The sequence below is a fragment of the Phycisphaerae bacterium genome, from assembly GCA_018003015.1.
GTDB lineage: Bacteria > Planctomycetota > Phycisphaerae > UBA1845 > PWPN01 > JAGNEZ01.
Genome location: JAGNEZ010000015.1, coordinates 1 through 26,479 on the forward strand (window position 1 = coordinate 1; position 26,479 = coordinate 26,479).

The 26,479-nt window shown below is 63.4% G+C and carries 25 protein-coding genes; 20 read left to right on the forward strand and 5 right to left on the reverse strand.

What is annotated here, in order from left to right:
• The coding region (locus tag KA354_08900; protein MBP7934749.1) for an imidazole glycerol phosphate synthase subunit HisF at nucleotides 1–423 on the forward strand (423 nt) is incomplete at its 5' end.
• A 202-nt stretch (nucleotides 424–625) separates the two neighbouring features.
• On the opposite strand, the gene KA354_08905 is transcribed toward KA354_08900, so the two are convergent.
• The gene (locus KA354_08905) at nucleotides 626–1,603 is read right to left on the reverse strand and encodes a sugar ABC transporter substrate-binding protein (protein ID MBP7934750.1); all 978 of its coding nucleotides are present in this window, start codon (nucleotides 1,601–1,603) and stop codon (nucleotides 626–628) included.
• Nucleotides 1,604–2,126: 523 nt separating this feature from the next.
• On the opposite strand from KA354_08905, the gene tadA reads away from it, so the two are divergent.
• From tadA to KA354_08970, 13 genes are all read left to right on the forward strand, one after another.
• A complete protein-coding gene (gene tadA / locus KA354_08910; protein ID MBP7934751.1) occupies nucleotides 2,127–3,842 on the forward strand; it encodes a Flp pilus assembly complex ATPase component TadA in 1,716 nt (571 codons plus the stop codon).
• 90 nt (nucleotides 3,843–3,932) lie between these two features.
• Nucleotides 3,933–5,171, forward strand: coding sequence for a type II secretion system F family protein (locus KA354_08915; protein MBP7934752.1), 1,239 nt, complete (start codon nucleotides 3,933–3,935; stop codon nucleotides 5,169–5,171).
• 87 nt (nucleotides 5,172–5,258) lie between these two features.
• Nucleotides 5,259–5,699 carry a type II secretion system major pseudopilin GspG gene (gene gspG / locus KA354_08920; protein MBP7934753.1) on the forward strand — a complete coding sequence of 147 codons (441 nt, stop codon included), beginning with the start codon at nucleotides 5,259–5,261 and terminating at the stop codon, nucleotides 5,697–5,699.
• Between the two features lie 28 nt (nucleotides 5,700–5,727).
• Nucleotides 5,728–6,273 carry a GspH/FimT family pseudopilin gene (locus KA354_08925; GenBank protein ID MBP7934754.1) on the forward strand — a complete coding sequence of 182 codons (546 nt, stop codon included), beginning with the start codon at nucleotides 5,728–5,730 and terminating at the stop codon, nucleotides 6,271–6,273.
• A 13-nt stretch (nucleotides 6,274–6,286) separates the two neighbouring features.
• Nucleotides 6,287–6,790, forward strand: coding sequence for a prepilin-type N-terminal cleavage/methylation domain-containing protein (locus KA354_08930; GenBank protein MBP7934755.1), 504 nt, complete (start codon nucleotides 6,287–6,289; stop codon nucleotides 6,788–6,790).
• A 113-nt stretch (nucleotides 6,791–6,903) separates the two neighbouring features.
• A complete protein-coding gene (locus tag KA354_08935) occupies nucleotides 6,904–7,692 on the forward strand; it encodes a prepilin-type N-terminal cleavage/methylation domain-containing protein (protein ID MBP7934756.1) in 789 nt (262 codons plus the stop codon).
• The gene (locus KA354_08940) at nucleotides 7,689–9,092 is read left to right on the forward strand and encodes a helix-hairpin-helix domain-containing protein (GenBank protein MBP7934757.1); all 1,404 of its coding nucleotides are present in this window, start codon (nucleotides 7,689–7,691) and stop codon (nucleotides 9,090–9,092) included. The genes KA354_08935 and KA354_08940 overlap by 4 nt, the downstream gene beginning before the upstream one ends.
• Before the next feature lie 279 nt (nucleotides 9,093–9,371).
• Nucleotides 9,372–10,583: a hypothetical protein gene (locus tag KA354_08945; GenBank protein ID MBP7934758.1), complete on the forward strand. Its 1,212-nt coding sequence runs from the start codon at nucleotides 9,372–9,374 to the stop codon at nucleotides 10,581–10,583.
• A 2-nt stretch (nucleotides 10,584–10,585) separates the two neighbouring features.
• Nucleotides 10,586–11,146: a hypothetical protein gene (locus KA354_08950; protein ID MBP7934759.1), complete on the forward strand. Its 561-nt coding sequence runs from the start codon at nucleotides 10,586–10,588 to the stop codon at nucleotides 11,144–11,146.
• Nucleotides 11,134–11,787: a hypothetical protein gene (locus KA354_08955; protein ID MBP7934760.1), complete on the forward strand. Its 654-nt coding sequence runs from the start codon at nucleotides 11,134–11,136 to the stop codon at nucleotides 11,785–11,787. Before KA354_08950 ends, KA354_08955 begins: the two co-directional genes overlap by 13 nt.
• On the forward strand, nucleotides 11,784–14,864 hold the full coding sequence (locus tag KA354_08960) for a hypothetical protein (protein MBP7934761.1): 3,081 nt from the start codon (nucleotides 11,784–11,786) through the stop codon (nucleotides 14,862–14,864). Before KA354_08955 ends, KA354_08960 begins: the two co-directional genes overlap by 4 nt.
• Before the next feature lie 17 nt (nucleotides 14,865–14,881).
• Nucleotides 14,882–16,081: a hypothetical protein gene (locus KA354_08965; GenBank protein ID MBP7934762.1), complete on the forward strand. Its 1,200-nt coding sequence runs from the start codon at nucleotides 14,882–14,884 to the stop codon at nucleotides 16,079–16,081.
• Nucleotides 16,082–16,170: 89 nt separating this feature from the next.
• Nucleotides 16,171–16,749, forward strand: coding sequence for a lipocalin family protein (locus tag KA354_08970; protein ID MBP7934763.1), 579 nt, complete (start codon nucleotides 16,171–16,173; stop codon nucleotides 16,747–16,749).
• 31 nt (nucleotides 16,750–16,780) lie between these two features.
• On the opposite strand, the gene KA354_08975 is transcribed toward KA354_08970, so the two are convergent.
• Genes KA354_08975 through KA354_08990 form a run of 4 tightly spaced genes read right to left on the reverse strand, consistent with a single transcriptional unit; the run spans nucleotide 16,781 to nucleotide 20,253 of the window.
• Entirely contained in the window at nucleotides 16,781–18,295 is a 1,515-nt protein-coding gene (locus tag KA354_08975) for an NAD(P)(+) transhydrogenase (Re/Si-specific) subunit beta (protein MBP7934764.1), read from the reverse strand.
• A gap of 50 nt (nucleotides 18,296–18,345) precedes the next feature.
• Entirely contained in the window at nucleotides 18,346–18,624 is a 279-nt protein-coding gene (locus tag KA354_08980) for an NAD(P) transhydrogenase subunit alpha (protein MBP7934765.1), read from the reverse strand.
• An 18-nt stretch (nucleotides 18,625–18,642) separates the two neighbouring features.
• Nucleotides 18,643–19,818, reverse strand: coding sequence for an NAD(P) transhydrogenase subunit alpha (locus KA354_08985; protein MBP7934766.1), 1,176 nt, complete (start codon nucleotides 19,816–19,818; stop codon nucleotides 18,643–18,645).
• 9 nt (nucleotides 19,819–19,827) lie between these two features.
• Complete coding sequence (locus KA354_08990) at nucleotides 19,828–20,253, reverse strand: hypothetical protein (protein MBP7934767.1); 426 nt, start codon at nucleotides 20,251–20,253, stop codon at nucleotides 19,828–19,830.
• A gap of 753 nt (nucleotides 20,254–21,006) precedes the next feature.
• Here KA354_08990 and KA354_08995 point away from each other — a divergent pair.
• The 6 genes from KA354_08995 to KA354_09020 all read left to right on the forward strand — a co-directional run bounded on the left by KA354_08995 (nucleotide 21,007) and on the right by KA354_09020 (nucleotide 26,479).
• The gene (locus KA354_08995; GenBank protein MBP7934768.1) at nucleotides 21,007–21,675 is read left to right on the forward strand and encodes an Rrf2 family transcriptional regulator; all 669 of its coding nucleotides are present in this window, start codon (nucleotides 21,007–21,009) and stop codon (nucleotides 21,673–21,675) included.
• A complete protein-coding gene (locus KA354_09000; GenBank protein MBP7934769.1) occupies nucleotides 21,650–22,864 on the forward strand; it encodes an IscS subfamily cysteine desulfurase in 1,215 nt (404 codons plus the stop codon). The genes KA354_08995 and KA354_09000 overlap by 26 nt, the downstream gene beginning before the upstream one ends.
• 77 nt (nucleotides 22,865–22,941) lie before the next feature.
• The gene (gene iscU / locus KA354_09005) at nucleotides 22,942–23,382 is read left to right on the forward strand and encodes a Fe-S cluster assembly scaffold IscU (protein ID MBP7934770.1); all 441 of its coding nucleotides are present in this window, start codon (nucleotides 22,942–22,944) and stop codon (nucleotides 23,380–23,382) included.
• A gap of 48 nt (nucleotides 23,383–23,430) precedes the next feature.
• Nucleotides 23,431–23,763, forward strand: a complete 333-nt coding sequence (locus KA354_09010; GenBank protein MBP7934771.1) for an iron-sulfur cluster assembly accessory protein — start codon at nucleotides 23,431–23,433, stop codon at nucleotides 23,761–23,763.
• Between the two features lie 163 nt (nucleotides 23,764–23,926).
• Nucleotides 23,927–24,517 carry a Fe-S protein assembly co-chaperone HscB gene (gene hscB, locus KA354_09015; protein ID MBP7934772.1) on the forward strand — a complete coding sequence of 197 codons (591 nt, stop codon included), beginning with the start codon at nucleotides 23,927–23,929 and terminating at the stop codon, nucleotides 24,515–24,517.
• 3 nt (nucleotides 24,518–24,520) lie between these two features.
• A complete protein-coding gene (locus KA354_09020; protein ID MBP7934773.1) occupies nucleotides 24,521–26,479 on the forward strand; it encodes an Hsp70 family protein in 1,959 nt (652 codons plus the stop codon).

The following is a 26,479-nucleotide window of genomic DNA, read 5'->3' on the forward strand; positions in this document are numbered from 1 at the left end:
AGGGAGATGATCAAGGAGTTTGGCCCCGACCGAATCACCGTGGCCATCGACGTGGACCGCAACGAGGCTATGCCCTCCGGCTATGAGGTGTACATCGACGGCGGCCGCACCGCCACCGGGGCGGATGCGGTTGAATGGGCCCGGACTGTCGACAGCTTCGGCGTCAGGGTGATCCTGCCCACCAGCAAGGCCGGGGATGGCGCCAAGACAGGCTATGATCTCCCCGTCATTCGGGCCATGGCGAAGGCCGTATCCGGCCAGGTAGTTGCGTCGGGCGGGGCGGGCAAGCTGGAGCACTTCTACGACGCCGCCATGGCCGGGGCTACCATTCTGCTGGCCGCGTCGGTCTTCCATTTCCACACCATCGACATTCCGGAGCTCAAAACCTATCTCCGCGGCCGCGGACTGAATGTCAGGATGTAGCCGTCGTCTACCGCAAGGTGATAGTCGCCGGCGTTGAGCCACGCCGGGGCCGTCGCATGCGACCATCACGCCTGCACCGGACAAGGAACGAACCGCGACATCTGCGTCGCTTCACGTGGCCCCGCGCCGGATAAACGTCTACGAACTCCGCGAGCGGGCCGGACCACCCCAGAACGACTTCTGTCGCCGGCCTACGACCACCTTACCGATATCCCTTGGCGCTCAACCCCACCACCGCATTTACATTGTCCGCCGAGATCACCGTCGCTCCAACGTCCACATTCGATGGTCGGATCCCGTATCGGCAGTACAGGGCCAACTGAACGACCGGATAGAAGCCCTGAATGTACGGCTGCTGGTCGATCGTGAATCTGATGTGGCCGGTTTTGATCAGTCTCAAGATTTGCGGCGAGAGATCAAAACCGGCGGCCGCGTACCCCTTGCCCGCGAAGTGCTTCTCGATCGCCAGCCCAGCCCCTTCCGTATCCGCCTGCCCGGTGCAGAGCACGACCTTAATCTCCGGATCCTCCTTCAACGCCGCCGTGATGACCTCGGCCGATCCCTCCGGCGTCGTGCCGGTGACGACCCGCTTCCAGGTAACCCCTCTCTCCTTCAGCACGTCCTGCTCACCGCGTAGCCGGTCCTCGAGCGCCGAAATACTGTCGGAGTGAACAGTCATCAGGATCTTGCTGTTGTCCGGAATGAACTCCAACGCCCGTTCACCCACGCTGCGCCCGGCCTTGTACAGATCCTGGCACACCGCGCTGAGTCGACGGTTCGGTGTCCGGTTGTCGTCGGTGTTGAATGCAACAACCGGAATTCCCTTATCCATGGCCTCGGCCACGACGCCGTCAAACGCCTCCGCGTCGATGAGACAGACGGCGATACCGTCATACCCGTCGGCCAACGCCTTGCGAACCATCTCCGCCTGGGCCTTGAGATCGACCTCCGGCGTGCCCACGAAGATGCATTTTACACCCATCTTGGCGGCCGCGTCGGCCATGCCCTTCTTGACAGGCTTGAAGAAGTCCTCGTCCACGCAGGTGGCGATAAAGGCGAAACGCAGCGGCTCGCCGGACGCATCCAACAGGCCTCCTCGACCGGTGTGCGAGCAACCGGCGGCGCAGGTCAGCACGGCACTGACAATCACCGCAATAAGACAGGCCATGGGGTTCCTCATCGTTGACTTCTCCTCTTCTGCCCAAGAACGCGGATCCTGATGCCCCCTCGCCGGTCCCAGACGGTCCCACACTGTTCTCCCACGCTCAGCGAAAACCACGTACAAGGTCTTCGGACCTACGGCGTCAAGAGGTCCTGAACCCCCCGACCCGCTGGAGGCATTCTATGGGCTCACAGAGGGGGTCACAAGTGGGACTGAAACCCAAGCGTGTCACCTCCCGGGCTCTACCATGCGGTTGTGATGCCGGGCGTGAGGTGACCCCGCCAGTTGGAGTGAATCGGTAGCTATCAGATGGTCGTCCAGGTAGCAACGCATCTTCCGCACAGCCTTGGTGTATAAGGAGCTAGAGACCGCCGGAACGTCGATCCTGAAAGTGGTCTCGAGCCGGACGCGTCTTTTTTTTCAGTTTTTTAACAACAAACCAGTAACGGAAGGTAATTCCGGCGTCTATTAGTACAGAGGTGTCTCTCCCTGCGCCCGTGACTGTCCTGGCGCGGCCGGTGTCTGCTATGGAGTCTGGGAAGTGGTAGGCAATCGAATCGGCGAGATCCTTGTTGAATTGGGTTATTTGACGCCCGACCGTCTAGCCCAGACCATCCATGCCGGAAACGGCGACAATCTGCGAACCGGCGAACGTCTTTGTCGACTTGGCCTGATCCGTGAAGAGGATCTGGTCCACGCCCTGGCCATCCAGTGCGGGATTCCGCACGTGGACCTTGGGACTGTTGAGGTTGCGCAGGAAGCGTTGCGCTGTCTGCCGCCCGATCTGGCCCAGCGCTACCGGGCCCTGCCGCTGTCCATGGCGGAAGGGCGGATCCACCTCGCGATGGCCGACCCTTTCAACTTTCGGGCCGTCGAGGATATCAGCGCGGTATGCGGGCTGGAGGTCGTTCGGCACTTTGCCCGACCGAGTGAGCTGCTCGATGCCCTCCGCAGGTACTACGGCACGTCCGCGGCTCGCATGGCCGACTCGCTGGCCAACGGCAGCACGGATGCGGAAGTGGTCGAGGGCGGCGATCTCGTTGGCCACCTGCACGAGTTGGCCCGAGAGCCGTCCCTGATCAACCTGGTCAACCTGATCATCCTGGAGGCCGTCCAGGACAAGGCGAGCGACATCCACATTGAGCCCTTCGAACGAGAGCTGAAGGTGAAGTACCGGATCGACGGCGTACTGCACGAGATGGCTCCGCCGTCGAAGCATTTGCAGGCAGCCATCATCAGCCGCATCAAGATCATGGCCCAGCTGAACATTGCCGAGCGATTCCTGCCTCAGGATGGGCACATCAAATTCAACGCTCCTAGCGCGAGTGTGGATATCCGTGTCTCGACCGTGCCAACGATGTTCGGTGAAAGCGTGGTGATGCGCATCCTGGACCGCACGGCCACGATGCGCCAGCTCGGAGAACTCGGATTGGGCGACGATCTGCTGGCCGCATTCGGAGCGACGCTCCGCAGACCGCACGGGATCATCCTCGTGACCGGCCCCACGGGCAGCGGAAAGACCACCACGCTCTACGCAGCCCTCAACCACATCTACACACCCGCCAAGAAGATCATCACCATCGAGGACCCGGTTGAGTTCCACCTGGAAGGCGTCAACCAGATCCAGGTCAATGTCAAACGCGGACTGACCTTCGCCAACGGCCTCCGTTCGATCCTCCGCCAGGACCCGGACATCGTCATGGTGGGAGAGATCCGCGACGGGGAAACCGCGGACATTGCGATCCGCAGCGCGTTGACCGGCCACCTGGTTCTGTCGTCGCTGCACACCAACGATTCGGCCGGGGCGATTACCCGGCTTCTGGATATGGGTATCGAGCCATTCCTGCTGGCCACCACGGTTGAAGCAGTGATCGCCCAGCGGCTTGTTCGAGTCGTCTGCGACCGGTGCGACAAGGTGTACCAGCCCGCCGTTCGCACCCTGGAGCAACTCGGCGGCGACGCGGTGACCTTCGGCGGGAAGGAGTTGCGCCGCGGGCGCGGCTGCCAGGACTGCCGCAACACCGGCTACCGCGGGCGAATCGGCATTTTTGAGATGATCCGCCTGACCGACGCCATGCGCGAGATGATCATGAATCGACCGTCGAGCAGCCAGATCCGACGAGCCGCGAACCATAACTTCACCAGCATGAGACAAGACGGCTATCGCAAGGTCCTCGACGGGGTGACCACCCTCGAGGAGGTCTGGCGCGTAACCCAGGACGCACAACAGGAAAACGGCACTCCGGTGCCGGCGTGACTTGGTCTCCCCGCCCGCAAGGCGCGAGCCGTGTGTTCATCAGGCTTCGAGTGGCAAAGGTTCAGCTGGAAGAGCGCTGGAGGCAGAGGCATGCCCAGCTTCTCGTACCGGGCGATGACAGTGGAAGGGCAGGATGTCAGCGGGGTCATCGAGGCGACGGACCGCGCCGAAGCGCTGCGCGAACTGGTGACCCGGGGAACCTGCGTGACCGAGCTCGCCGAGAGGGACGAGCGGTCTCTGCTCGGTTTCAGCCGCCGCGAGGGCTGTGAACGGATTCGCATCCGATCCAAGCAGGTGGCCGTCCTGACTCGGCAGTTGGCCACTTCGCTGGAAGCCGGGCTGCCTCTGATGAGCGCCCTTCATGTGGTGGGAAGCGAGATCGACCACTCCCCCACACGAACCCTGCTTTGCCGGCTGGGGCAGCGTGTGCAGGAAGGGGCGAGTTTCTCCGATGCCCTGGCCGAACACCCCAAGGTGTTCAGTCCAATGTACGTTCGCCTGGCCCGGGTGGGCGAAACCGGGGGCATGCTCGACCTGGTGCTGGGACAGCTGGCTGACATGCTCGAACGAGCCGCCGACCTGCGTGAGCGGGTCAAGACCGCCTCGATCTACCCAGCCATCCTCACTGTCGTCGGCCTGGCCTCCATCGCGGTCATCGTGACGTTCATCGTACCCAGGATTCTCGAGTCGTTGGGCACGGATGCCGTCTCCCTGCCGCTGACGACACGCATGCTCATGGCAATCAGCGACTTCGTGGGAGCCTACTGGTGGCTGCTGCTGGGCGGGGCTGTCGCGGTCTCCGCGGGCTTCCGCCAGATTGTGCTCCGCGGCCCGGGACGACCTGGGTGGGACGCTCTCAAACTGCGGATGCCGGTTCTCGGACGGCTCATCCGGCAGACGGAGGCGGCTCGTTTCGCCCGAAGCCTGGGCATCCTGACCAAGGCCGGCGTATCGATCACGACCGCCATGGCGGTGGTGCTCGATACCCTCCAGAACACCGTGATCCGCAACGCGGTGAGCGAACTGGCCCGATCAATCCAGGGCGGTGAGTCAATCGCGATGCCACTGCAGCGCAGCGGCCTGTTCCCGCCGTTGCTGGTGCAGATGGTCCGGGTGGGCGAGAACACCGGCCGGCTCGATGAGATGCTCCTGCGCTCCGCAAACGTCCACGAATCGGAGGCCAAGCTCACCCTCGACCGGCTGGTCGCCGTGCTGCCCGTATTGCTGATTCTGGTGCTCGCGTGCGCGATCGGTTTCATCGCGGGCGGGCTGATTCTGGCTATCGTCGAGTTTCAGAGCATGGGCGTGGGAGGCATGCCGGGACGATGAAAAGGCAGCGGCCAGAGCGGCGCCGCGAGCGCGCCGGAGGACACCGTACGACGAATGACTGGTCCGGACCAGACCAAGGAGACGGCTATGCGAAGCGGAGAATGGAGACGTGAAAGACGGAAGCGGGATGCGTTCACGCTGATCGAGTTCCTTGTGGTCATGACAATCATCGGCATTCTGGCCGCCCTGATCGTGCCGCGGTTCATCAATCGGGCCGGCGAGGCGAAGGCCGTGGTCGCCAAGCAGAAGATCACCGTCCTCGAGCAGAAGGTGGTCGAGTTTCAGGCGGACTGCGGGCGCTTGCCAACCGCCCAGGAAGGGCTGCGGGCCCTGGTTCGTCAGCCCGCCGATGCCGGCCAGAAGTGGAAAGGCCCCTACGTCAAAGAGAAGGACATTCTCGATCCGTGGGGCACCGAGCTGGCCTACCTGGCACCGGGCCGCCACAACGCGGACTTCGACATCTTCACCCTTGGCGCAGACGGCCAGGAAGGCGGCGAAGGTGAGAACGCCGACATCGGTAACTGGTAAAACCTGCTGCGGCGCGAGATGCATCGACTTGCCCACGTGCCGGCTGCGAACGGCGTTCACGCTCGTGGAACTGCTCGTCGCCCTGGCATTGCTCGCCGTGGCGGCCGGAATCATCGTTCCGCGGATGTCGCGTTCCATGGGACGCAGCGAACTCCGCGAGGCGGCCGGCCGATTCGCCCACACCGCCAAGGCCGCTCGGCAATATGCCCTGGCCCGCCGGCAAGCCTGCGCCATGGAGATTGACCTGGACCACGGCACCTACGCCGTAACCGAGCTGCACGGCACGGGGTCGGGGAGAACCTCGCAAGTCACCCGGACCTCGTGGCTGAAGACCGGCCGTTGGCCCGGCAGCATACGTGTAAGCGCCTACCAGACTCCCGATGGCCTGATGACGATGAACGGAATCCAACGATTGAGCTTCCAGCCCGACGGGACGACCAGCGGCGCATCGATCCGATTCGTTCACCAGGCTGACGAGTACCAGGTGATTGTACACCCCCACAGCGGACAGGTGGTTCTCGGAGATGCGACCACCACAACGTTCGCCGAAGACCAGTACGACCTGGGTGACTGAGATGGAGATCGGCATGACTCGGATGGCAATGCCAAAAGGCGAACGGCGTGAGCGGCTCGCCCTTCCTCCTTCCTCCCGCGTAGGGACGAACAAAACGGAGGTCCGAGCGATGACGCTGATTGAGGTGCTCGTGGCCATGACCTTGCTCAGCACTTGTGTGGCGGGACTGATGACCTCGGCGACGCTGGCGACGCGCAATCAGCAGAGGTGCGGACAACGCGTGGCGGCCTTGTATCTGGCCCAGGAAAAACTCGCCGAAGTCGAAATGATCGGTGCTCACGTCTGGATGCTCGGGCATCCGACCGAAGGGGCGGAGGACCGCAACGAAACCACCTACGATTGGACGATCGACATCAAGCAGCAGTCGGTGGGCGAGCTGTTCACCGTTCAGGTGAAGGTGGAGTGGGGTGGCCCCAGCGGCGGCGAAGTGTCGCTGGAGACATGGCTAAACGATTATCAGGCCAAGGACGCAGAGACTGAAACACGAAGCGACCAGGAGAGGGCAGGGCACCGGTGACAAGCGAGGACACGAGTAAGGAAGCGCCGCCGATCACCCGGCGCCTAACGCGAAAGGCGGAAATGGGCGGGTGCCGAACGCTGGTCAGCGAACGCGGTCTTGGGTGCCGAGGAATGCATCGATCGCGTGACCAGAAGAGTGTACCACCTTGGTCAATGGGTGCGAGAGGGGACCTCGCCTGCCGCCGTGTCCGCGCATTCACACTGGTTGAGGTCATCGCGGCTCTGACCATTTCCGCCATGCTCTTCGTGTCAGTCGTGAGCACGACCCGAGCCCTCTCCAGCACTCGCCAGAACGTCGAACGACGGGTCGACCAGAGGGCCGCGGCCCGACACGCGATGGAGACGATTGTGGCCGCACTGCGCAACGTCCGCCGCGACCCGGCCAAGGAGCGGCCGGTCGTCATCGGTCGTAGTGGCGGCCGGGGCGCGGGCAACGATCGCATCGATCTGCTGGTGATCAGCGATGTGCGCGGCCGGCCGGAAGGAGCCGAATCAGACCAGTACGAGCAGAGCTTCTACCTGGCCGAGTGTCCCGGACGGCCCGGCCTTGTGTTGCTGAGCCGAAAGGACCACGCCCTCGACGATCATCCCCAGGAGGGCGGCGTCGGCACCATCGTGACCGAGGGAATGATGACGCTGTCGTTCACCTACTACTCCGGTGCCGAATGGCGAGATGAATGGTCGGACCTGGAGGTCCGCGCACCCCAGGCGGTGCGGGTCACGCTGAGCACCATGCCAGCCAACATGACAGACGCGCAGGATTCGGGAGAACCAGCGGTGCTCTCGACCATCGTCGCCCTGCACACCAATGAGCCGGTCGACGACCGGGCGGCAGATCGCAAGAAGCGAGAGGAAGCGAACCCTGGCCCCAGTCCAAGTCCAGGAGGGCCGCCTCCATGAAACGGCGTCGGTTTCGCCGAGCACGCCCGCCTTTCCCGAGCCGCAGCCCGCGCTGCAAGCCGATCGCGCACGACCCGCGCCGACCCGCGGTCGCCCTGATCTTCGTGCTGTGGTCGGTCACTCTCCTGTCTCTGCTCGCCGGCGGACTGAGCTTCGCGATTCGCCAAGACATGACCATCTCGAACATCCAGCGCGATCGGCTGACCGCCCACTGGGCGGCCCGAGCCGGCGTGGAGACAGCCATCGCCACCATTATGGATCAGACCAGTTCAGTGCAGGCCGAGACCGATCTCTGGTACGACGACCCGGTCACGATGCAGGACATCAGGCTGACCGGCGGCAGGTTCAGCGTCTTCCACGGCGACTATGGTGATCTGCCCCGGATCCAATACGGCGCCAGCGATGAAAACGCCAAGCTCAACGTGAACAACGCAAGTCGAGAGCAGCTGATGAGACTGCCGCATATGACCAACTACATCGCCGGCGCGATTGTCGAGTGGCGCGGAGGAAACACGAATCAGGAATCGCAGGCGGACGGAGTGGGCCGGGGCTATTACACCGGCCTGGCTCATCCGTACACGATGCGCGACGGACCGGTCAAGACGGTGCGCGAACTGCTTCTGATTCGCGGAGTGACACCCGAACTGCTCTACGGGGAGGATGCCAACGGCAACGAGATCCTCGACCCCAATGAGGACGACGGCGACGCGAGTGATCCGCCAGACAACTCCGACGGCCGGCTCGATCGCGGCTGGTTCTCCTACCTCACCGCGTACAGCTACGAGAAAAACACCAATGCCAGTGGCCAGAAACGCCTGAACCTGAGTTCCGCCGATACCGACACACTAAAGAGCCGCCTGGGGCTGCCCAAATGGGCGGCGGAATCGATCGTCAAGGCTCGGGAAAAGAAGAAGTTCGAGCATCTGGTCGACCTCCTGGACGTTCAACGCGATCCGAGCATCGCCATCGACTCGTCGGAGGAATCCAGCGACAGCCCCGCCAACGATCAGCCGGTCACCGCCTCCGTGTTCGCTAGTATGGTCGACGAACTCACGCTCAAGGACGCCGAAATCCTGCCCGGACGAGTCAACATCAACACGGCGCCGCGGGCGGTCATCCGGGCCCTGCCAGACATGGGCGACGAGCTGGCCGACGCGATCGTTCGCTACCGTGAGAGCGGTGGTGTGTATACCTCGATCGGCGACCTGCTCAGCGTCAGCGGAATGACCAAGGACAGGTTCGCCAAGCTCGAGGACAGTGTGACCGTGCGGTCCTGGGTTTTTCGTATCCAGAGCCATGGCTACACGGAGTCGGGCCTCGCCAAGGCGACGATCGAATGCGTGGTGGACCGCGGGTCCAAGGTGCCGCGGATCCTGTACTGGCTGGAGTCCTCACCTTGATGTGGGGCCGCAGGTGCGCCTATGAGTGAACGGGCCGCAATCGGCATACACACGTACGGAAACACGGCGCGGCGCGTGGAGCTGCGTCAGGCGGGCCAGAGGATCGAAGTCGTCCGACTGGAACGTCTGCTGCTGGATCGACCGGGAGCGCAGCCTTCGACTCCGTCGGCAGGTGGTACTCCCGGCGGAAGCCTCAGTCCTCCCGAGAGCCCGCACCGAGGAAACGGGTCATCGCGAGGTATGACCACCGTTTTCGCATCCCTTCCCGCCCCGGATGTGATGAGTCGATGGTGGAATATGCCGGACGCCGACGAGCAGAGACTCCGACAAATGGTCTCCCATCGTATGGAGGCGGATCTGCCGCTGCCCATCGACCAGCTGACCTGGGAGTGCCGAAAACTCGACCGTGCCCCGGCAGGCCAGCAGGGCCGATGGGTGCTCACCCAGGCAGCTTCACGCGACCGGGTCGCTCGGGATATGGCTGCTCTCGCCGCTGCCGGTCTTCGTGTCGACGCCATGACCACCGAGGCCGAGGCCATCGGGGCCCTGTATCGACACGGCATTGACCACTGCTGCGATCCTGGCACCGAGGGAATCGTCCTGGCCACGGCAGACGAGTGGGTCATTGCCGTGCTGACCGGTGGACTCGCCCGATCGGTGCGCCGGATCCGGGTCGCGGCCGATGACCTGGGAGTTGCCTGTCGCGAGTGCCGTCAGGCAATCGAAGCGGAGATCCCCCTTCGCGAAGTGCACCGGTTGCTGTGGTGCGGCTCGTCGGAGACGACCCCGGCTCGCCAGAAGATCGCCGAGTCGCTGGGCCTGACGGTCGAAGCGGTCGAGCCCAACCGACAACTCGTGGAACTGGACGGGACCGCGCTCACTTCAGGTCAGCTTGCCGCTTTCGGCCCGGCACTGGGACTGGCCCTGGCAGGGCTGTTCGAGCATAACACGATTATTCGCCTGGCCGGGCGTGAACAGGACAGGATCGAGGCCGGACGCAGGCGGGTCGAGTCGCTGCTGCGCTATCCGTGGGCGTGGATGGCCACGGCCATCGGCTTGCTTATCGTGACCCTCGTCATCCATGTGGCTGCGATCAAATGGGAAACCCGGCAGATGCAGACCCTGCTGCAAGGATGGGACAAGACCCAGTCAACGGCGGTTAGGATCGAACCCAAGTATCGAGCCCTGCTTCGGCTGGAGAAGTACCGAATCGACGTCGAGGGCACGATCGCCGACCTGTGCCGCGTGGTCCCCGACAGCATTGTCATTTCCTCGATTCAGCTGTCGCGCGAGCAGCGACTGGTCATCAAGGGTACGGCCAGCGACCCCAAGGCGATCTTCAAGCTGGCGGACGACATGCGAACTGGCGAGCGATTCGCGTCGGTGAATCCCGAACGAAGCGAACCCGGCCAGGGCGGCAGCTTCACGCTGAGCGCCGAACTGGCGGACGTCAGGAGGTTCACCGCCGGTCTCCCACGAGGTGGCCTATGAACATGAGCGATCGGGATAGGCGTGCACTGGTGCTCGGCGGAGTCGCGGTCGGCATGATCGCCGTGTACGTCGTCGCGCTCAATCCGCTGGTGAGCCAATACAACGACATGGTGGCCGACCACGAGCAGGCCGCGGCCAAGGTCGCCGGGATTCTCGGCGAGGAGCGCAAGGCCGCTTATCAGGCCCGGCAGATCGCCGAATGGGAGCGCAAGGCCGGCCTGCTCTTGGAGCCAAAGCCCTACAGCGAACAGATCACGTCGGTGAGCCATAAGCTGGTGGCCGCCTATCAAACCAGCGGCATGCAGGTGAAAAACTCGAACTGGACCCACCCGATACCCTGGCCGGATGACCGCACCCTGTCCTTGGCCACCATCCGTATCGACGCCGAGGCCGATTGGGAAAACGTCTTCAAGTTCGTCGCCGCGGTCCATCGAATCGAGGGTGTCATGAGCGTCGAGCGACTGGAGCTGACCGGCGATCCCAAGAAGCCCGGCCCGCTCACTGTGAAGCTGGCCGTCTCCGTCCTGGTTCGCAGCGAGGGTGACAACCGATGGGCAAGCTGACTTTCGTGAGCCAATACGCTCGCCGCGTCTCAATCGTCATGATGGCGATCGCCGTGCTCATGCTCATCGACGGCGTTTACCAGACAGCTATGCACCTCAAGTGGCGGCATTGGCTTCCGGCAACACTGGCCGCAGGTGGCACGATCACTCAGACGGCGGGCAGCGGACCGGCCGAGAGTCGGCCGTTGGGCAGCCAGCCCGCGACCAGCCGGCCCGCGGAAACACAGCCCTCCGGCACCCGACCGGCCGGGACGCAACCGGCGGTTGCCCCGCCCGCGGCCACACACGCAAAGGCAAGGCCTCCCGCCCAGCCGCCGGCGGATCCATCTGAGCCACCGGCGGTGAGTGCCGCAATCAGGAAGCGGAGCATCTTCGCTCCGCCCCGGCCCAAGACCCCGCGGCCAACGCTCACCGGCGTTCTGGGACGTGTCGCGCTCTTCAGGACTGCCGACGGCAAGACCGTCGGTATCGCCGAGGGCGAGTCCGGCCACGGCATGAAAGTGAAAACGATCCGCAATTACGAGGTGGTCGTGGAGTACGAAGGCAAGACCGACACGATGAAGTTGTTCAGCGATCCAGGTTCCTCGGGATCGCCAGCACCGCTAAAAGAAATCGAACCGGACCGGAGGAGCAGGCGATGAGTACGTTCGTTCGACAGTGCAGCGTGATCGGATGGTTGGCGTTGACGATCGTCGGGCTGGACATCACGCTGGCGGACGCGCAGGGCCAGCGGTCAACGCAGGACAGACCGGCATCGGCACCGGCGGCCGCTCCGGCGTCGGCGTCGGCGACCAGCGCGGCGCCCGCTTCCCAGCCGGCCACTCCAGCGAGAATACCCATCTCGTTCTCCAACACCCCGATCAGCGAGATCGCCAAATTCCTCACCGAACGCATGGGCAAGCCGGTGATTGTCGCCAAGGAAGTGCAGAGCACCCAGGTGACACTGGTCAACCCCAAGCCGATACCCTTGGAGGAGGCCCTCGATATCCTCGCAACCGCCCTGCACGAAGCGGGCGTGGCCATCGAGGAGCGCGAACGGACAATTCACCTCATTCCCATCGCCCAGGTCAGTCGAGCTCAGATCCGTACCGTCCCGGCCGACGTTGATCTCGCCACGGTGAAACCCGCCAGCCAGATCATCCGCAAGATCTTCGAGGTCAAGCACTATGATCCCACGAAACTGGTGGACGTGCTCAAACCGCTGACTCCGAGCTATGGGCACATCACCGCTGAGCCGTCCACCGGCAGGCTGATCGTGGTGGCCGCAGTCGAGCAGTTGAAGGTCATGGCCCAGGTCATCGCTGAACTCGACCGGCCGGACGTCAGCGGCGGCGAACTCCGCGTCTTCCCCGTCGAGCATGTGGATGTCTACGAGATCATCCCCCTGCTCCAGAAGCTGATCGCCGGTTACCTCGGCAGCGAAGTCAAGACCATCACCTCGGGCGGAACCGAGGGCAGCCCATCACCCGGCGGGCCGCCCTCCGGCTCGCCGAGCGATGGCCGACGACCAGGTGGCGGGCCGAGCGATCAGAGTGGCGCCACCCCGGCATCGGCCGGAGCAATACTGGTCAAAGGCGAGAAGAAGCCCGTCCTGATCATTCCCGAGCCTCGCCGCAAATCGATCGTGGTCGCGGCCCCCTCCAATGTGCTTGCCCAGGTTGAGGTCTGGATGAAATCGCTCGATCAGGAGAAGCCGCCTAGCGCCCAGGAGGAAATCGTCGAAGTCCGGTATGGCAACACCCAGGATCTCGCCACCCAGCTCACCGCTATGCTGAGTAATATCCCCGACGAGACCTTGCGCAGCGCCCTGCGCATCTTCCCGTTCGCCGGATCCGGCCGACTCATGATCGTAGGCTCAGAGAAGAACCGGAGGATGGTCAAGGAGTGGCTCAACGAAATCGACGTGCCGCCTGGCGAGCGGGTCACGCGAACGTTCAACCTTAAGAACGCCGACGCTCAGCAGATCACCGACAACATCAAGGAGCTGTTCCAGGACAGCACCGGATCGCGAGGATACAGCATCTTCAGCGACTACTATGACGACTACTACTCCAGCCGGCGGCGGAGTACGACCGATCGGGCCAAAGTCACCGTGACCGCCAATACGCGCAACAACAGCGTCACCGTGGCGTCCTCCCCCGAAATGATGGAACGGATCGCCAAGCAGATCGAGGAGTGGGATCGGCCGCTCGCCGGCGACGAGGCCGCCCCGCGAATCTTCCATCTCAAGTGCGCCGACCCGGACAAAACCAAGACCCTGCTGGAAAGCCTGTTCACCAAGAAGGACCGGCCGATCTTGGACTGGTTCGGGCGGATGACTTCCTCCGACGCTCAGGCCACACCCGTCGGACGGCTCTTCGGACAGTTCCGCTTCGAAGCCTACCCGGAGACCGGCAAGCTCATTGTCGTCAGCAAGAACGCAGAGAACTACGCAGTCATCGAGAAGATGATCGAGGAAATCGATCGGCCCCAGACCGTCGGATTACCCCGTATCATCCAGCTCAAGTTCGCCGACGCGGAAACCCTCGCGGAGCAACTCAACGCCCTGCTCAACGCCCCCGGCACGCCGACTTCGATCCTCCGCCGCGGCCAATTGGGCACCTTCATGGAGTCCACCGACAAACAGTCGCCCTTCAACTCCAACACCGACCAAGCCCGGAACCCGGCAGACCAACAGAACAAGCAGTCCACCCCGACTCAGATGCAGTTCTGGTGGCAGAACCCGCCAGCCGACATCAAGGTCAAGCAACCCAGCAACCTGGTGGGCAAGCTGCGCATCGTGCCGAACGTCGAGCAGAACAGCCTCCTGGTGGTCGCACCGGAAGAATACGCGGAAGCCATCGACAGGTTCGTCCGCGACCTGGACAAGCCCGGCTACCAGGTCCTGGTCCGCGCCGTCGTCGCCGAAATCACGCTCAACGACTCGATGAGCCTGGGTTTCCGTTTCTCCACCGATACGTCGGCCTTCACCACCGGCGATTCGCTCATCACCGAGAACGCGCTGCGCGGCCTCCTGACCTACGACTACAAGGACCAGTTCGGCACACACCAGACGCTCACGCTGAACGTGCCTGTCAACAACCTCCTCAGTTTGCTGGGCAAGGTCACGAACCTCAAGATCAAGAGCGAGCCCAAGATCCTCACCGCCGACAACGTCGAGGCCCAGTTCTTCGATGGCCAGGACGTGCCATTCATCAAGAACACCCTGACCTCCGACGTCGGCTCGCAGACCCAGGCCTTCGACTATCGAGCGGTCGGCATGCGGCTGCGGGTTCGGCCGCACATCACCAAGGAGAAGAACGTCGACCTCACCGTCAATCTCGAGGTGTCAAACATCGTACCCGGCCAGACACTCTTCGGCGGTGCGATCATCGACCGCCGCGAAACCACGACGCGCATCGTCCTCGAGGACGGCCACACTTTCCTCATCAGCGGAATCATCCGGGAGCAGGACGGAACGATCGTCCGCCGGTTCCCCGGCTTGGGTGATATTCCCGGGCTGGGCGAACTCTTCAAGCATCGCGAGACCACCAAGGTCAACACGGAACTGCTCGTCTTCCTGACACCGTACGTCATCGGCCCGCAGGACCCGCGGGGGCCAATCGAATCGGCCCCTCAGGATCGGCTCGATCGCCAGTTCCCGTCCAAGGGCGGCGTCGAGGATGTCCAAAAACCTGAGGCGGTCCCTGCCACGCCTGTCAGTGCCTCGACCAGATGATTCGAAAGATGTGAAACATGATCACGAGATACACCCGGCAACACCGCGTTCTCGCTTCCCGACGATCGGCGTCCCTCCGGACCGCCTGCCTGTGGCTCTGGGCCTTGGGGGGACTCGCTATGACCGGTTGCCACTCCGCCGGTACGGCCCCGACGATTGAGCCGGACCAGCAATCGCAGGCCGACCGGCAGCGGCAGCTCTTCGGCGAGTTCGATATACCACGCAAGATCGGCACCGTTGAAAACGTCGGCCTGCAAATCCCCGTCGTCTCGCCCGACGGCCGGCAGATGCTTTACCTGCGGACCGACTGCGAGTCCCTTTCTCCGATGACCCTGCTGGGCTCGACCGATCCGCAAGACACACCCCCCGGAAGAACGCTCTCGATCTGGATACGACCGGTGGAAGGCTCGGGAGTCGGCCAGCAGTTGTCGAAGTGCAGCTGGGCTCACTCGCCCACCTGGTCACGCTCCGGAGCGGCCGTCGCATGCGCCGCGGGCAACCCGCCCCACTGCGATATCGTGCACATCGACATGGCCAGCGGCAAAGCGACGATCCTCGGCCTTCCCGGAACGGTCAATTGCCTTCCACGATTCGACGTTGACGACCGGACCCTGCTGTTCTGCTCGGGCGAGCGGGCCAAGGGGCCCTTCCGCGTGTACCGCCAGACGCTCGATGCAGCTCCGGTGGCCCTCTCTCCCCCAGGCAGCGATTGTCTATTCCCCGTTACGTCAGAAAAAACCGGGCGCGTGCTCTGTGCACGAGCCAATACCAAGTACCTGCACTGGGCGACTTGCGACACAGACGGCATCACCGACCTGATTCCGAAATGCGGCCTGTCCGGCCGTCCACTGCTGCTTCAGACCTGGGCGGGGATCGCCTCGCCGCTTTCACCCGATCGCGGGGCGGTTCTCTTCTTTGACACAGGACAAAACCGCATCGCCGTGCTGCACGCCGCCCAGCGGCTGGTGCGGCGGCACCGGTCGGGCAGTATCGCCGCCTGCTGGATCGACGAGCAGACCATTGCCCTTGCAACCCCGGAGGCCGTTTTCGTCGTCAACACGACCACCGGCGTCAGCACCTCGCTCTTCAGCGGTTCGTGGATCCCCTCCCGCTACGTACCTTCATCGCGCCGGCTCCTTCTCCTGGGCCAGGAACGAGCAGGACGATTCTCCATCTGGGAGGTTGTGTTCAAGGGAGGTCCGGCAGACACGACGTGACGCTAGGGCCCTGGTCAGGCGGCAATGAGGCGCGGCGTTCGGCCAGAGCGCGCTCCGGCGGGCCGGGCCGAACGCATGGAGTAAACCAGATGCGATCACTCTGGCGGCGAACGGGTTGGTGGCCCCTGGTCCTCTGCTGTGGCCTGATCGGATGCACTCGGTCATCGCCGCCGGAGATACCGGTCTATCACCCCCCTGCCAAAAAAGTCGTCAAGGAGACTACCGCGCCGCAGACCGTGTCCGACGCACCCACGCCCGTCGTAGTAGAGCAGCCTCCACCTCCCCCTCCGCCGGAGAAGAAGCTCGTGGCCACCCAGACCACACCGGTTGCGGAGGCAGCTCCTGAACCGAAGAAAGAAGTCATAAGAGAACCGACGCTGTTGGGCTCCTGGCACGTCTCCGAAATGGTCCAGAAGGGTCAAGTGATGCCCATGCCCGAGGGCATGCAGATGACGCTCACCTTCGCCGAAGGCGGGACGGTAAGCATGTCCTTGTCCGGCGGCCCAACGTCCGAAGGCCATGTCCGCCAGGGAACCTTCAGCTATGCCGACGGCCAGGTCACCATTTCCTTGGATCGAGAAACCAAGACAGGCAAGTGCACGTTCGAGGGCAGCAATCGCGTTGCGCTCGAGTTTGACGAAATGCGCATGGTGCTCACCCGTGTCTGACGCCGGAAGGCGGATGCCGCCGGTCACTGCTTCAGGTCAGACGCTCAAGCAGGCGCCCGACGCTCTCCTTCGCATCGCCTAGCAGCATGATCGTCTTCGGGTCTCGGTAGAGCGGATTCGGCACGCCAGAGTAGCCGGGCTTCTCGTCCAGGTTGCACACCCCGATCCGCCGGGCCTCGTGGGCTCGCAGAATCGGCATTCCTGAAATGGGCGTACCCGTTGCCTGGATCGCCACCGGATTCACAACATCGCAGGCGCCTACGACCAGGGCTAGATCGGTCTCGGCAAAATCGGCGTTGATGTCGTTCAGCTCGCGGATCATGCCGTAGTCCACTTCCGCCTCCGCCAGCAACACGTGCATATGCCCCGGCATTCGCCCGGCGACCGGATGGATCGCAAACCGGACCTCCTTGCCCATCCGGACCAGGGCTTCCGCGAGTTGGACAACCTCGCCCTGGGCGTCCGCAAGGGCCATCCCGTAGCCGGGAATGATGATCACCCGTTGGGCCTGTTTCATGACCTCCACGATCACGGCAACCGGGTCGGCATGGCCCACTGGGGACGCACCCTCCTTGCCCGCCTCACTCTTCGCCATCGCCGGCAACGAAGGAGGTGTCGTGCCGTCGTTCCTCGTTGACGAGTCTGAGGATGCTCCCGGCATCGCTCCGACCGGAGGAGGGGGTAACACCGGTGCAGAAGGCATGATCCCCGTAAGGACCGTGGCCAGTCTCCGATTCATGGCCCGGCACATAACATGGGTGAGAATCGAACCAGACGCCGCCACCGTCGCGCCGCAGGCAATCAACAGACGATTCCCGATCACGACACCGCAGAGGGCGGCCGCAAGCCCCGCAGTCGCATTCAGGAAAGAGATCAACACCGGCATGTCCGCACCGCCGATGCGGATGGAGAACACGATCCCCAGCGAGATGGCCGCCACGGCCAGCAGGGCCACGCCCCCAATCAGGGTGGCGCGGTTGCCAGCCAGTCCCGCGGTCACGGCCAGCACCAGCACGAGTGCGACAATAGTGGCGAGAACCAGGTTATGCTGTGGCAGGAGGGTCGGCGTCTGCCGGAGCTTGTTCGCGAGCTTCCCGCTGGCAATCATGCTGCCGCTGAATGTTGCGGCCCCGATGATCAAGCCGAGAACAGCGGCGACCTTCTCGATCGGAGACAGAACGTGGCCGGTCAACCGCGTGAGTTCGACGGCCGACACCAGCAATGCCGCAACTCCCCCCGCGCCGTGCTGGAACGCCACCATCGCCGGAATCCCGACCATGTTGACTCGGGCGGCAACCAGCCAGCCGACGACGGCACCCGCTCCGGCGCCGGCCACAACCAGAGGGATCTCCGCGATGCTATGCCGATAGAGCACCAGGCCCATCGCGCAGAGCATCGCGAAGGCAGCGGCCAGGTTGCCCAGCCGGGCTCCTCGCGGCGTGCGAAACTGCGAGATCCCCAGAATCAAGACCAGGATGACACCGATATCGATCAGCAAATGCGACATGGTTTCCACTGCCAGCATGCCGTCGGTTTCGTTTGGCATTCCTGCCTCGCCGAGCATGCAAACACGGTCATTCAGGCACACTGCCCGCGTCACTTCTTCTTGAACAAGCCCAGCATCCGGTCCGTGATAATGAAGCCCCCAACCACGTTGAACGCAGCGGTCGCGAGCGCGGCGGCGCCGAACAGCTTCTCGACCGCGGTCGTCTCCGATGCGAACAGCAGCAGGGCGGCCAGGATGGTCACCGCCGAGATGGCGTTCGTCATCGACATGAGCGGCGTGTGCAGCATCTGCGGAACACGCAGGATGAGAAGGTAACCTGTCACGAAAGCTAGAAGAAAGACGACCAACATCAGTCCAATGTCAGCCATGGGCTATACCTCCCGGCCTCAGCCGATCGCTCCAGTCTGCTTCATTGCCTTGAGTGCCCCCTGATGCAGGATCTTGCCTTCCTTGGTCACCAGCGAGTGCCGCACGATCTCGTCATCCATGTTCAGCCGCCTAGGGCCGTCCTTGAACAGGTTCTCGACGTAGTGAAGCATGTTGTGGGCGTATAGCCAGGAGGCGTCGACAGCCATCGAACCGGGAATGTTCGCAGTCCCGCAGACGAACACATCGTGCACGACGGTCTCGCGGCCGGGGAGAGTCACCGCGCAATTGCCCCCCTGGTCGATCGAGACATCCACAATGACCGAGCCCGGCCGCATGCTCCGCACCATCTCTTCAGTGATCAGCACCGGAGCCACCTCGCCCGGAATCAGCGCGCTCAGGATGATGATGTCCACCTGCGGAACAATGGTCCGTAACGCGGCTCGCTCGCGATCCAGCCACTCCGTCGGCAGGGCTTTGGCGTAGCCGCCCTCGCCCAGAGCTAGCTCCTCCGGAACCTCGAAACCAACCACCTGCGTTCCTTTCAGGCTGCCAGCCTCACGCCGGGCTTCCGGGCGGATATCGAACGCCTTGACCACCCCTCCCAGTCGCTTCGCGGCGGCGATCGCCTGCAAACCGACTACCCCGGCCCCGATCACCAGGACCTGGGCGGGCTGAATGACCCCGATCGCCGTTCCAATCATCGGGATAAACCGCGGAAAATGACCCGCCGCGATCAGCACGGAGCGATAGCCGGTCACCGTGCTCATTGAGGTAAGCGCATCCATGGTCTGAGCACGCGAAATCCGGGGAATCCCATCCATGGTGAAGGCGGTGACGTTCCGATCCCGCAACGTCTTGATCATGTCGTGATTGGGCGGCGCGGCGGGATGCAGAAACGTGATCAGGATCGTGCCGGGACGAAGCATCTCTGCCTCGTTCTTGCCGGCTGCCTTGTTGAAGTGCGGTTGCTTGACCTTCAGAACAACGTCCGCCCGGTCAAACAGCGTCTTGGCGTCCGGGACGATCTTCGCTCCGGCCGCTGCGTATTCCGAGTCCGCCCTGAATACACCTTTGCCCGCCGAAGTCTCCACCAGGACCTCAAAGCCCATCGCAGCGTACTTCTTCACCGTCTCGGGCAGTGCTGCCACGCGTTTCTCTTCTTCCAGTATTTCCTTGGGAACACCAATAATCATGACTCAACCTCACAGGATCAACTTGTCTCCGGGCTCAATCAAGCCCCACTTCATGCACTGGGTCTCACAATTCCTTTGTACTACCGCATCGTCGGCATGATACGACGGACGGCCTGGTGCAGCACTGGCGGCTGCTGCGAGTCCAGCAGCTCCTGCATTTGCTCTCCAATTTGGCTGCGCAGCCTGGTGCATCGCGGCCAACGCTTCGGCGGCCAGCACGCGGACATGATGGTAGAGCCCCTCGTCCATCATGATCCGGCAGGCCTCCTCCACCAGCACCTCGGACGGCCTATAGACTTCACCCAACACCGCAAGCGCGGCTTCACGCAACCGCCAGTTGTCCTGAAACCGCACCTGTTCAAGCTCCGCGACGCGAGCGCGCGGGCTTCGCAACTCCTCGATCAGCTCCTCCTTGGTCTTGGCTGAGTCCCGCATGACCGTCTCCCCCCAATCCTGTATCGTGCGCGACTTCCGCTCGGTCGATGCGACCCGCGACCCCGGCAACGACTACAAAAAGGCCGCCGCGAACTAGATCCCACCGATGACACAAACCAGCAGCATAACCCGACTTCCTGGCCGAGACCATTCGCTCGGCCGTAGCCACGGAGTCAAAACCGCCCTCCGCAAAAGAGCCGACTCCGGCCACGGAACCGCGGTGAGACCGACCCATCCACGGCCGCCACGTTGACCATGATCATTGTCCTATGCGCGGCACAGGGTATCGAAGGCTTCCTGTGCCACGTCAGCTCCGGGCCGCCGGAGCATCCTCCCAATCCGCGGTCTCCAGTCCAAAGGCCGACCGATCGCACTCCTGGACAACGTTCTCTCTACCCGCTACTTGAGCGTGCCGGCTTGCCTGGATCCGGACAACCCACCGGGCACGCCTGACGAGTCTGCCGTTCAGGTCCCTGGCCAGCCGAGACCGCCTCAGAGATCAGCGACCCCGAAGCCAAGGCAATCCGCGATTAACCATAATATCATATTAATCATGATATTAAGTTCATGCGACGATCGACCGCCGGGCCCCGAAAGGAAATCGTATCCAATAAGTCCTATTCTCCCTTGAAATCGTACCCCACAGGTGCTATATTTAGCCGACATCCTGAGCTGGATCAGCTTCCGGTGGTCGCCAGCTGTGGGAAAGAGGCAACGGGTCGGCCTCCGGCGGAAAGTGAGAGTGGCTTTGCCATGCTGTCCTTCACCCGGAAAACAGACTACGCGTTGATCTCCCTGGCTCACATTGCCCGCGGCCAGGGCAACTACTGCAGCGCTCGGGAGATTGCAACCCACTATGGCATGCCCATGCCCCTGCTGATGAACATCCTCAAGGTCCTCAACCAACACGGTATTACGCGCTCGATTCGCGGCCCGCGGGGCGGCTACCAGCTTGCCAAGGCGCCGAAGGATGTCACCCTCCACGATATCATTGTGGCCGTCGACGGACCCGTTGCCCTGACCCACTGTCTGGAGAAAATGGTGTACGATCACGCCCATGCTCACGACAGGAGCACGAGCCCATCGCCCGCCAACTCTTGCCGCGAGGCCTCGGCTTCGGGCGACCAGCATCTTGAGGTGGGCGGCAAGGACGATTCCCACGACAACGGTGACGGCCCCCGCCCTCCAGTCGAGGACTGCTGCCTGAAGCAGGTGTGTCCCGTCCGGGGCCAGGTCCATCGCGTCCACCACAAGCTGGTAGCGTTCCTTCAGGAGGTCACGCTGGCCGACATCGTTGAAAAGGCGGTATGGCGTGACGGCGTCGCCAATCTGGCCGGCGGTCACGAAACGGCCGCCGCGGGCTTTTCGGAGGCAACCAGCGAAGGAGTATCCAAGCATGAAGTCGCCCATCTACCTCGATAACAACGCCACGACCCCGGTCGACCCCAGAGTCCTGGAGGCCATGCTTCCCTATTTCCGAGAGAAGTTCGGCAATGCCGCGAGCCGCAACCATCCCTTTGGCTGGGAGGCCGAGGAAGCGGTCGACAAGGCTCGTGAGCAGGTCGCCTCGGTCATTGGGGCGAGCGCCAAGGAGATCGTCTGGACCAGCGGGGCCACTGAGAGCAACAACATTGCAGTCAAGGGCACGGCCCGGATGTACCGGGACAAGGGCAGGCACATCATCACCCAGACCACCGAACACAAGGCCGTGCTGGATCCCTGCAAGTACCTGGAGCAGGAAGGCTGGCAGGTCACCGTCCTGGGCGTCCCCAAGAGCGGCCGGATCCACATCGACGAGCTCAAGGCCACCATCCGCCCCGACACCGTGTTGATCTCGATCATGTTCGGCAACAACGAGATCGGCACCATCCAGCCGATTCCCGAAATCGGGGCGCTGTGCAAGGAGAAAGGTATCCTCTTCCACACTGACGCCACACAGGCGTTTGGCAAGGTGCCCATCGACGTCGAAGCCATGGGCATCGACCTGTTGAGCGCTTCCGCTCACAAGGTCTACGGGCCCAAGGGGATCGGTTGTCTCTACGTCCGACGACGCGCACCCCGAGTCCGATGTGAGCCCGTTCTGCACGGCGGCGGGCACGAACGCGGCATGCGATCTGGCACCCTCAATGTCCCCGGCATTGTCGGATTCGGCGCGGCCGCAGCTATCGCCAAGGACGAGATGGCCGCAGAGAGTGTCAGGCTTGCATCTCTGCGTGACCGTCTCTGGACCAGCCTCAGCACACAGCTCAACGAGATCTATCGCAACGGTGATCCTGTCCACTCGCTCCCGGGCACGCTCAACGTGAGTTTCTCCTACGTCGAGGGCGAGTCCCTGATGATGGGCTTCAGCAACATCGCGGTGAGCAGCGGCTCGGCGTGTACCAGCGCCTCGCTCGAACCCAGTTACGTTCTCAAGGCCCTGGGCGTCGGCGATGACCTGGCCCACAGCTCGATCCGTTTCAGCCTCGGGCGGTTCAACACCGCCGACGAAATCGAGCAGGCTGCGAGCCAGGTGGTCAGTACGGTTCGCCGCCTGCGGGAAATGAGTCCGCTGGCCGAAATGGTCGCGGAGGGCATCGACCCGCGGAGCGTGGAATGGGCTCACCATTGAGCTCCATCCCCGCCTTGACAGTTGCCTGAAGTGACCAACAATGACGGCAAGCCGGCTTGCCGAAAGGAGTAGTTGCCATGGCGTACAGCGAGAAGATCCTGGACCACTACAGTAACCCCCGGAACATCGGCTCGTTGGATCGCGGCGATGCTCGCGTGGGAACCGGCGTAGTCGGAGCCCCCGAGTGCGGCGACGTCATGAAGCTGCAGATCAAGATCGACGAAAACCATCGCATCGTGGACGCCAAGTTCAAGACCTTCGGGTGCGGAAGTGCCATCGCCAGCAGTTCGCTGGCCACCGAATGGGTCAAGGGAAAGACTCTCGATGAGGCTCTGCAGATCAAGAACACCGACATCGTCCGCGAGCTGGCCCTCCCGCCGGTGAAGATCCACTGCAGCGTCTTGGCCGAAGACGCCATCCGGGCCGCGATCGCCGACGTGCAGCGAAAAAACGGTATGGTCGCCGGAAGCCAGCCGGCCCAGACGTCCACCGGTCAGCAACCGGCGGGGGCGAAGTAATCGTTTTCGAGTGACGGACACGACACCCTAACAGGAGACCCAGCAGTCATGGCCTTAGAGCTCACCGAACGAGCGGCGCGGGAAATCAAGACCATCCTCGAGCAGCAGAACCTGCCCGCTGACAAGACCTACCTTCGCCTCGGCGTCAAGGGCGGCGGATGCAGCGGTTTCAGCTACTCCCTTGACCTGACCGAAGTGAAGGGCGATCTCGACGAGGAGTTCGAGGTTAACGGCATCAAATGCGTCGTCGACCCCAAGAGCTACCTCTATCTGAACGGCGTGACTCTCGATTTCCGTGATGAATTGACCGGCCGCGGGTTCGTCTTCAACAACCCCAATGCCACTCACACCTGCGGATGCGGCAGCAGCTTCTCGGCGTGACCGGCGCTCGGCAACGGTGGCGCGACCCTCGGCCCGTGAGCGCCTTCCGTACCCGCGGCGAATTGCGACAGGTCGCCGGAGGACCACCAACACCTGGAGAACGTCCATTATGAGCGAACCAGCCTCGACACCACCTCTCCGCTGCACGGAATGCGAGAATCCCATGGATTCTCCCATCGCCTGCTCGACCTGCGGAGCACTGAGCCAGCTGCCGGCCGACAGCTTCGATTCCTTCGAGCTGTTCAGCATCAACCGGGAATACGACATCGACCCCAAGGTGCTGCACCACAAGTACCTTTGCCTCAGCCGGGTCATTCACCCCGACCTGGCTTCGGGCGAAGCCGGCCATCAGCGCAGTCAGTCCCTCAACCTCAGCGCCGAGCTCAACCGGGCCTACGACACGCTCCGCGACCCGGTGGCCAGGGCGGAGTACCTGCTCTCGCTGGCCGGCGGTCCGAGGTCTTTTGAGAACAAGACCGTTCCCCAGGAGTTGCTCGTCCAGGTGCTGGAGTTTCGCGAGGAGATTGAGGACGCCAGGGCGTCAGACGATACGGCCACTCTGCAGGCCATCCAGCAGCAGCTGCTCGGTCGCAGGGAAGCCACCCTCGCGCGCATCGCGGAACTCGCCCGCGGGCTCGAAACCGGCGACCCGCAGAACCGGATCCGCCTCCGCGAGCAGTTGAACACCGTGAAGTACTGGAACAATATCCTGGAACAGATCCCGCCCACGGGCGTGGCCGGGCGGCGGGGGTAAGCCATGGGCGACACCACGGACATCGTGATCGGCATCGATCTGGGCACGACCCATTCGCTGGTAGCCGTCTGCGACGAGTCCGGCCCGCGGGTGCTCCGCGACGCCACCGGCGAGAGCCGCGTGCCGTCATGCCTAACCTTCGGCCAGAATGGCAAGGTCACTGTCGGCTGGGAGGCCAGGAACCACGCCATCGAGAATCCTACCTCCACCGTCTTCTCGATCAAGCGGCTCATGGGCCGCGGCTTCGACGAACTTGAACATGACGGCGAACTGGCTCAGCTGCCCTACGCGGTCGTCAAGCGAGCGTCCTCCGAGACTGGGCGCGACATCCCCGCGGTTCGGATCGACGACCGCCTGCTCACCCCCCCGGAGATCAGTGCCGTGATTCTGCGCGATCTCAAGCGTCGCGCCGAGACCCAGTTGGGCCGGACCGTCCGCAAAGCGGTCATCACCGTGCCCGCCTACTTCGATGACGGGCAGCGCCAGGCCACGCGCGACGCCGGGCGCATCGCCGGCCTTGAGGTCCTGCGAATCGTCAACGAACCCACCGCGGCCGCACTCGCATACGGCCTCGGCGCCCGGGGGCAGATCGACGGCCAGGAAACCGAGACCCGGCCGCTCCTCAAGCTGTCCGGGCAGTGTTCGACCTCCGATTGCGGATGCCCCCATTCCGCCCATCACGACGCGGACAACGAGGAGTCAACCATCGCAGTGTACGATCTTGGCGGCGGGACGTTCGATATCTCCATTCTCCGACTGGTCGAAGGTGTCTTCGAGGTGCTCAGCACCCACGGCAACACCCGGCTTGGCGGCGACGACTTTGACCGGCAGATCATCCATCTCGTCGAACGCGAGGTCAAGCAGCAGTTCGGCCTGGATATTCACTCACCGGCAACCCGCCAGGCACTCCGCGGTCTCGCCGAGAACGTCAAGATCCGCCTCAGCAATGAGCCCTCCGCGTCCTTCGAGATCGACCTCGGATCGAACCGCGTCTACAAGAGAACAATCACCCGCGGCGAGCTCGAGGTCATGCTCGCCCCCTGGATCGAGCGGACCATCGAATCCTGCCGTCATGCTCTGGCTGACGCCAGGGTCGAGCCTTCCCAGATCAGCCAGGTTGTCCTCGTTGGCGGCAGCACCCGCATCCCGCTGGTGCGGAGCCGGGTCGAGGAGGTCTTCGGACGTAAACCCTACACCGCCCTCAATCCCGACGAAGTGGTCGCCCTGGGGGCCGCGGTCCAGGCCGGTATCCTCGCCGGCACGCGCCGCGACGCCCTGCTGCTCGATGTCGTGCCGCTGTCGCTCGGCATCGAGACGCTCGGCGGAGCCATGGGCAAGCTCATTCTCCGCAACACGCGTATTCCTTGCCAAGCCACCGAGCGGTTCAGCACCTTCGCGGACGGCCAAACCAACGTCAAGATCAACGTCCTTCAGGGCGAGCGCGAGCTGGCTCGCGACTGCCGCTCCCTCGGGATGTTCGAACTCCGCGGCGTGCCCCCGATGCCCGCGGGGATTCCCAAGATCCTGGTCACCTTCCTCATCGATGAGAACGGCATCCTCAACGTCTCCGCCCGAGAGGAACGCAGCGGCCAGGAGGCCGGCATCCAGATCGTTCCCACCCACGGGCTGACCCCGGACGAGGTCAAGCGCATGGAGCTGGAATCCTACGCCCACGCTCGTGAGGACATGACCGCCCACCGGTTGATCGATCTGCGCAACCAGATCACCTTCGACACCGACAAGACCGAACAGATGCTCGCTCACGTGGGTGATCGCCTCGGACCCGGCGAGCGAGCCGCGATCGAACAGGCCATCCGCGATCTCCGCGGCAAGGCCGAGACCCTCACCGACGCCGACGCCCTGCACAACGCCCTCATCGCGTTCGATCGCAACACCGTCCGGCTCGCGGAACTCGCCATCACCGCGACCCTGCAGGAGACCCTCAACAAGGAGATGCAATGA

Coding starts and splice junctions, on each gene's coding strand:
- KA354_08905 (MBP7934750.1), bottom strand. CDS start 1,603: ATGAGGAACCCCATGGCCTGTCTTATTGCGGTGATTGTCAGTGCCGTG.
- KA354_08915 (MBP7934752.1), top strand. CDS start 3,933: ATGCCCAGCTTCTCGTACCGGGCGATGACAGTGGAAGGGCAGGATGTC.
- gspG (MBP7934753.1), top strand. CDS start 5,259: ATGCGAAGCGGAGAATGGAGACGTGAAAGACGGAAGCGGGATGCGTTC.
- KA354_08930 (MBP7934755.1), top strand. CDS start 6,287: ATGACTCGGATGGCAATGCCAAAAGGCGAACGGCGTGAGCGGCTCGCC.
- KA354_08935 (MBP7934756.1), top strand. CDS start 6,904: ATGCATCGATCGCGTGACCAGAAGAGTGTACCACCTTGGTCAATGGGT.
- KA354_08940 (MBP7934757.1), top strand. CDS start 7,689: ATGAAACGGCGTCGGTTTCGCCGAGCACGCCCGCCTTTCCCGAGCCGC.
- KA354_08945 (MBP7934758.1), top strand. CDS start 9,372: ATGAGTCGATGGTGGAATATGCCGGACGCCGACGAGCAGAGACTCCGA.
- KA354_08950 (MBP7934759.1), top strand. CDS start 10,586: ATGAGCGATCGGGATAGGCGTGCACTGGTGCTCGGCGGAGTCGCGGTC.
- KA354_08955 (MBP7934760.1), top strand. CDS start 11,134: ATGGGCAAGCTGACTTTCGTGAGCCAATACGCTCGCCGCGTCTCAATC.
- KA354_08960 (MBP7934761.1), top strand. CDS start 11,784: ATGAGTACGTTCGTTCGACAGTGCAGCGTGATCGGATGGTTGGCGTTG.
- KA354_08965 (MBP7934762.1), top strand. CDS start 14,882: ATGATCACGAGATACACCCGGCAACACCGCGTTCTCGCTTCCCGACGA.
- KA354_08970 (MBP7934763.1), top strand. CDS start 16,171: ATGCGATCACTCTGGCGGCGAACGGGTTGGTGGCCCCTGGTCCTCTGC.
- KA354_08975 (MBP7934764.1), bottom strand. CDS start 18,295: ATGCCAAACGAAACCGACGGCATGCTGGCAGTGGAAACCATGTCGCAT.
- KA354_08980 (MBP7934765.1), bottom strand. CDS start 18,624: ATGGCTGACATTGGACTGATGTTGGTCGTCTTTCTTCTAGCTTTCGTG.
- KA354_08985 (MBP7934766.1), bottom strand. CDS start 19,818: ATGATTATTGGTGTTCCCAAGGAAATACTGGAAGAAGAGAAACGCGTG.
- KA354_08990 (MBP7934767.1), bottom strand. CDS start 20,253: ATGCGGGACTCAGCCAAGACCAAGGAGGAGCTGATCGAGGAGTTGCGA.
- KA354_08995 (MBP7934768.1), top strand. CDS start 21,007: ATGCTGTCCTTCACCCGGAAAACAGACTACGCGTTGATCTCCCTGGCT.
- KA354_09000 (MBP7934769.1), top strand. CDS start 21,650: ATGAAGTCGCCCATCTACCTCGATAACAACGCCACGACCCCGGTCGAC.
- iscU (MBP7934770.1), top strand. CDS start 22,942: ATGGCGTACAGCGAGAAGATCCTGGACCACTACAGTAACCCCCGGAAC.
- KA354_09010 (MBP7934771.1), top strand. CDS start 23,431: ATGGCCTTAGAGCTCACCGAACGAGCGGCGCGGGAAATCAAGACCATC.
- hscB (MBP7934772.1), top strand. CDS start 23,927: ATGGATTCTCCCATCGCCTGCTCGACCTGCGGAGCACTGAGCCAGCTG.
- KA354_09020 (MBP7934773.1), top strand. CDS start 24,521: ATGGGCGACACCACGGACATCGTGATCGGCATCGATCTGGGCACGACC.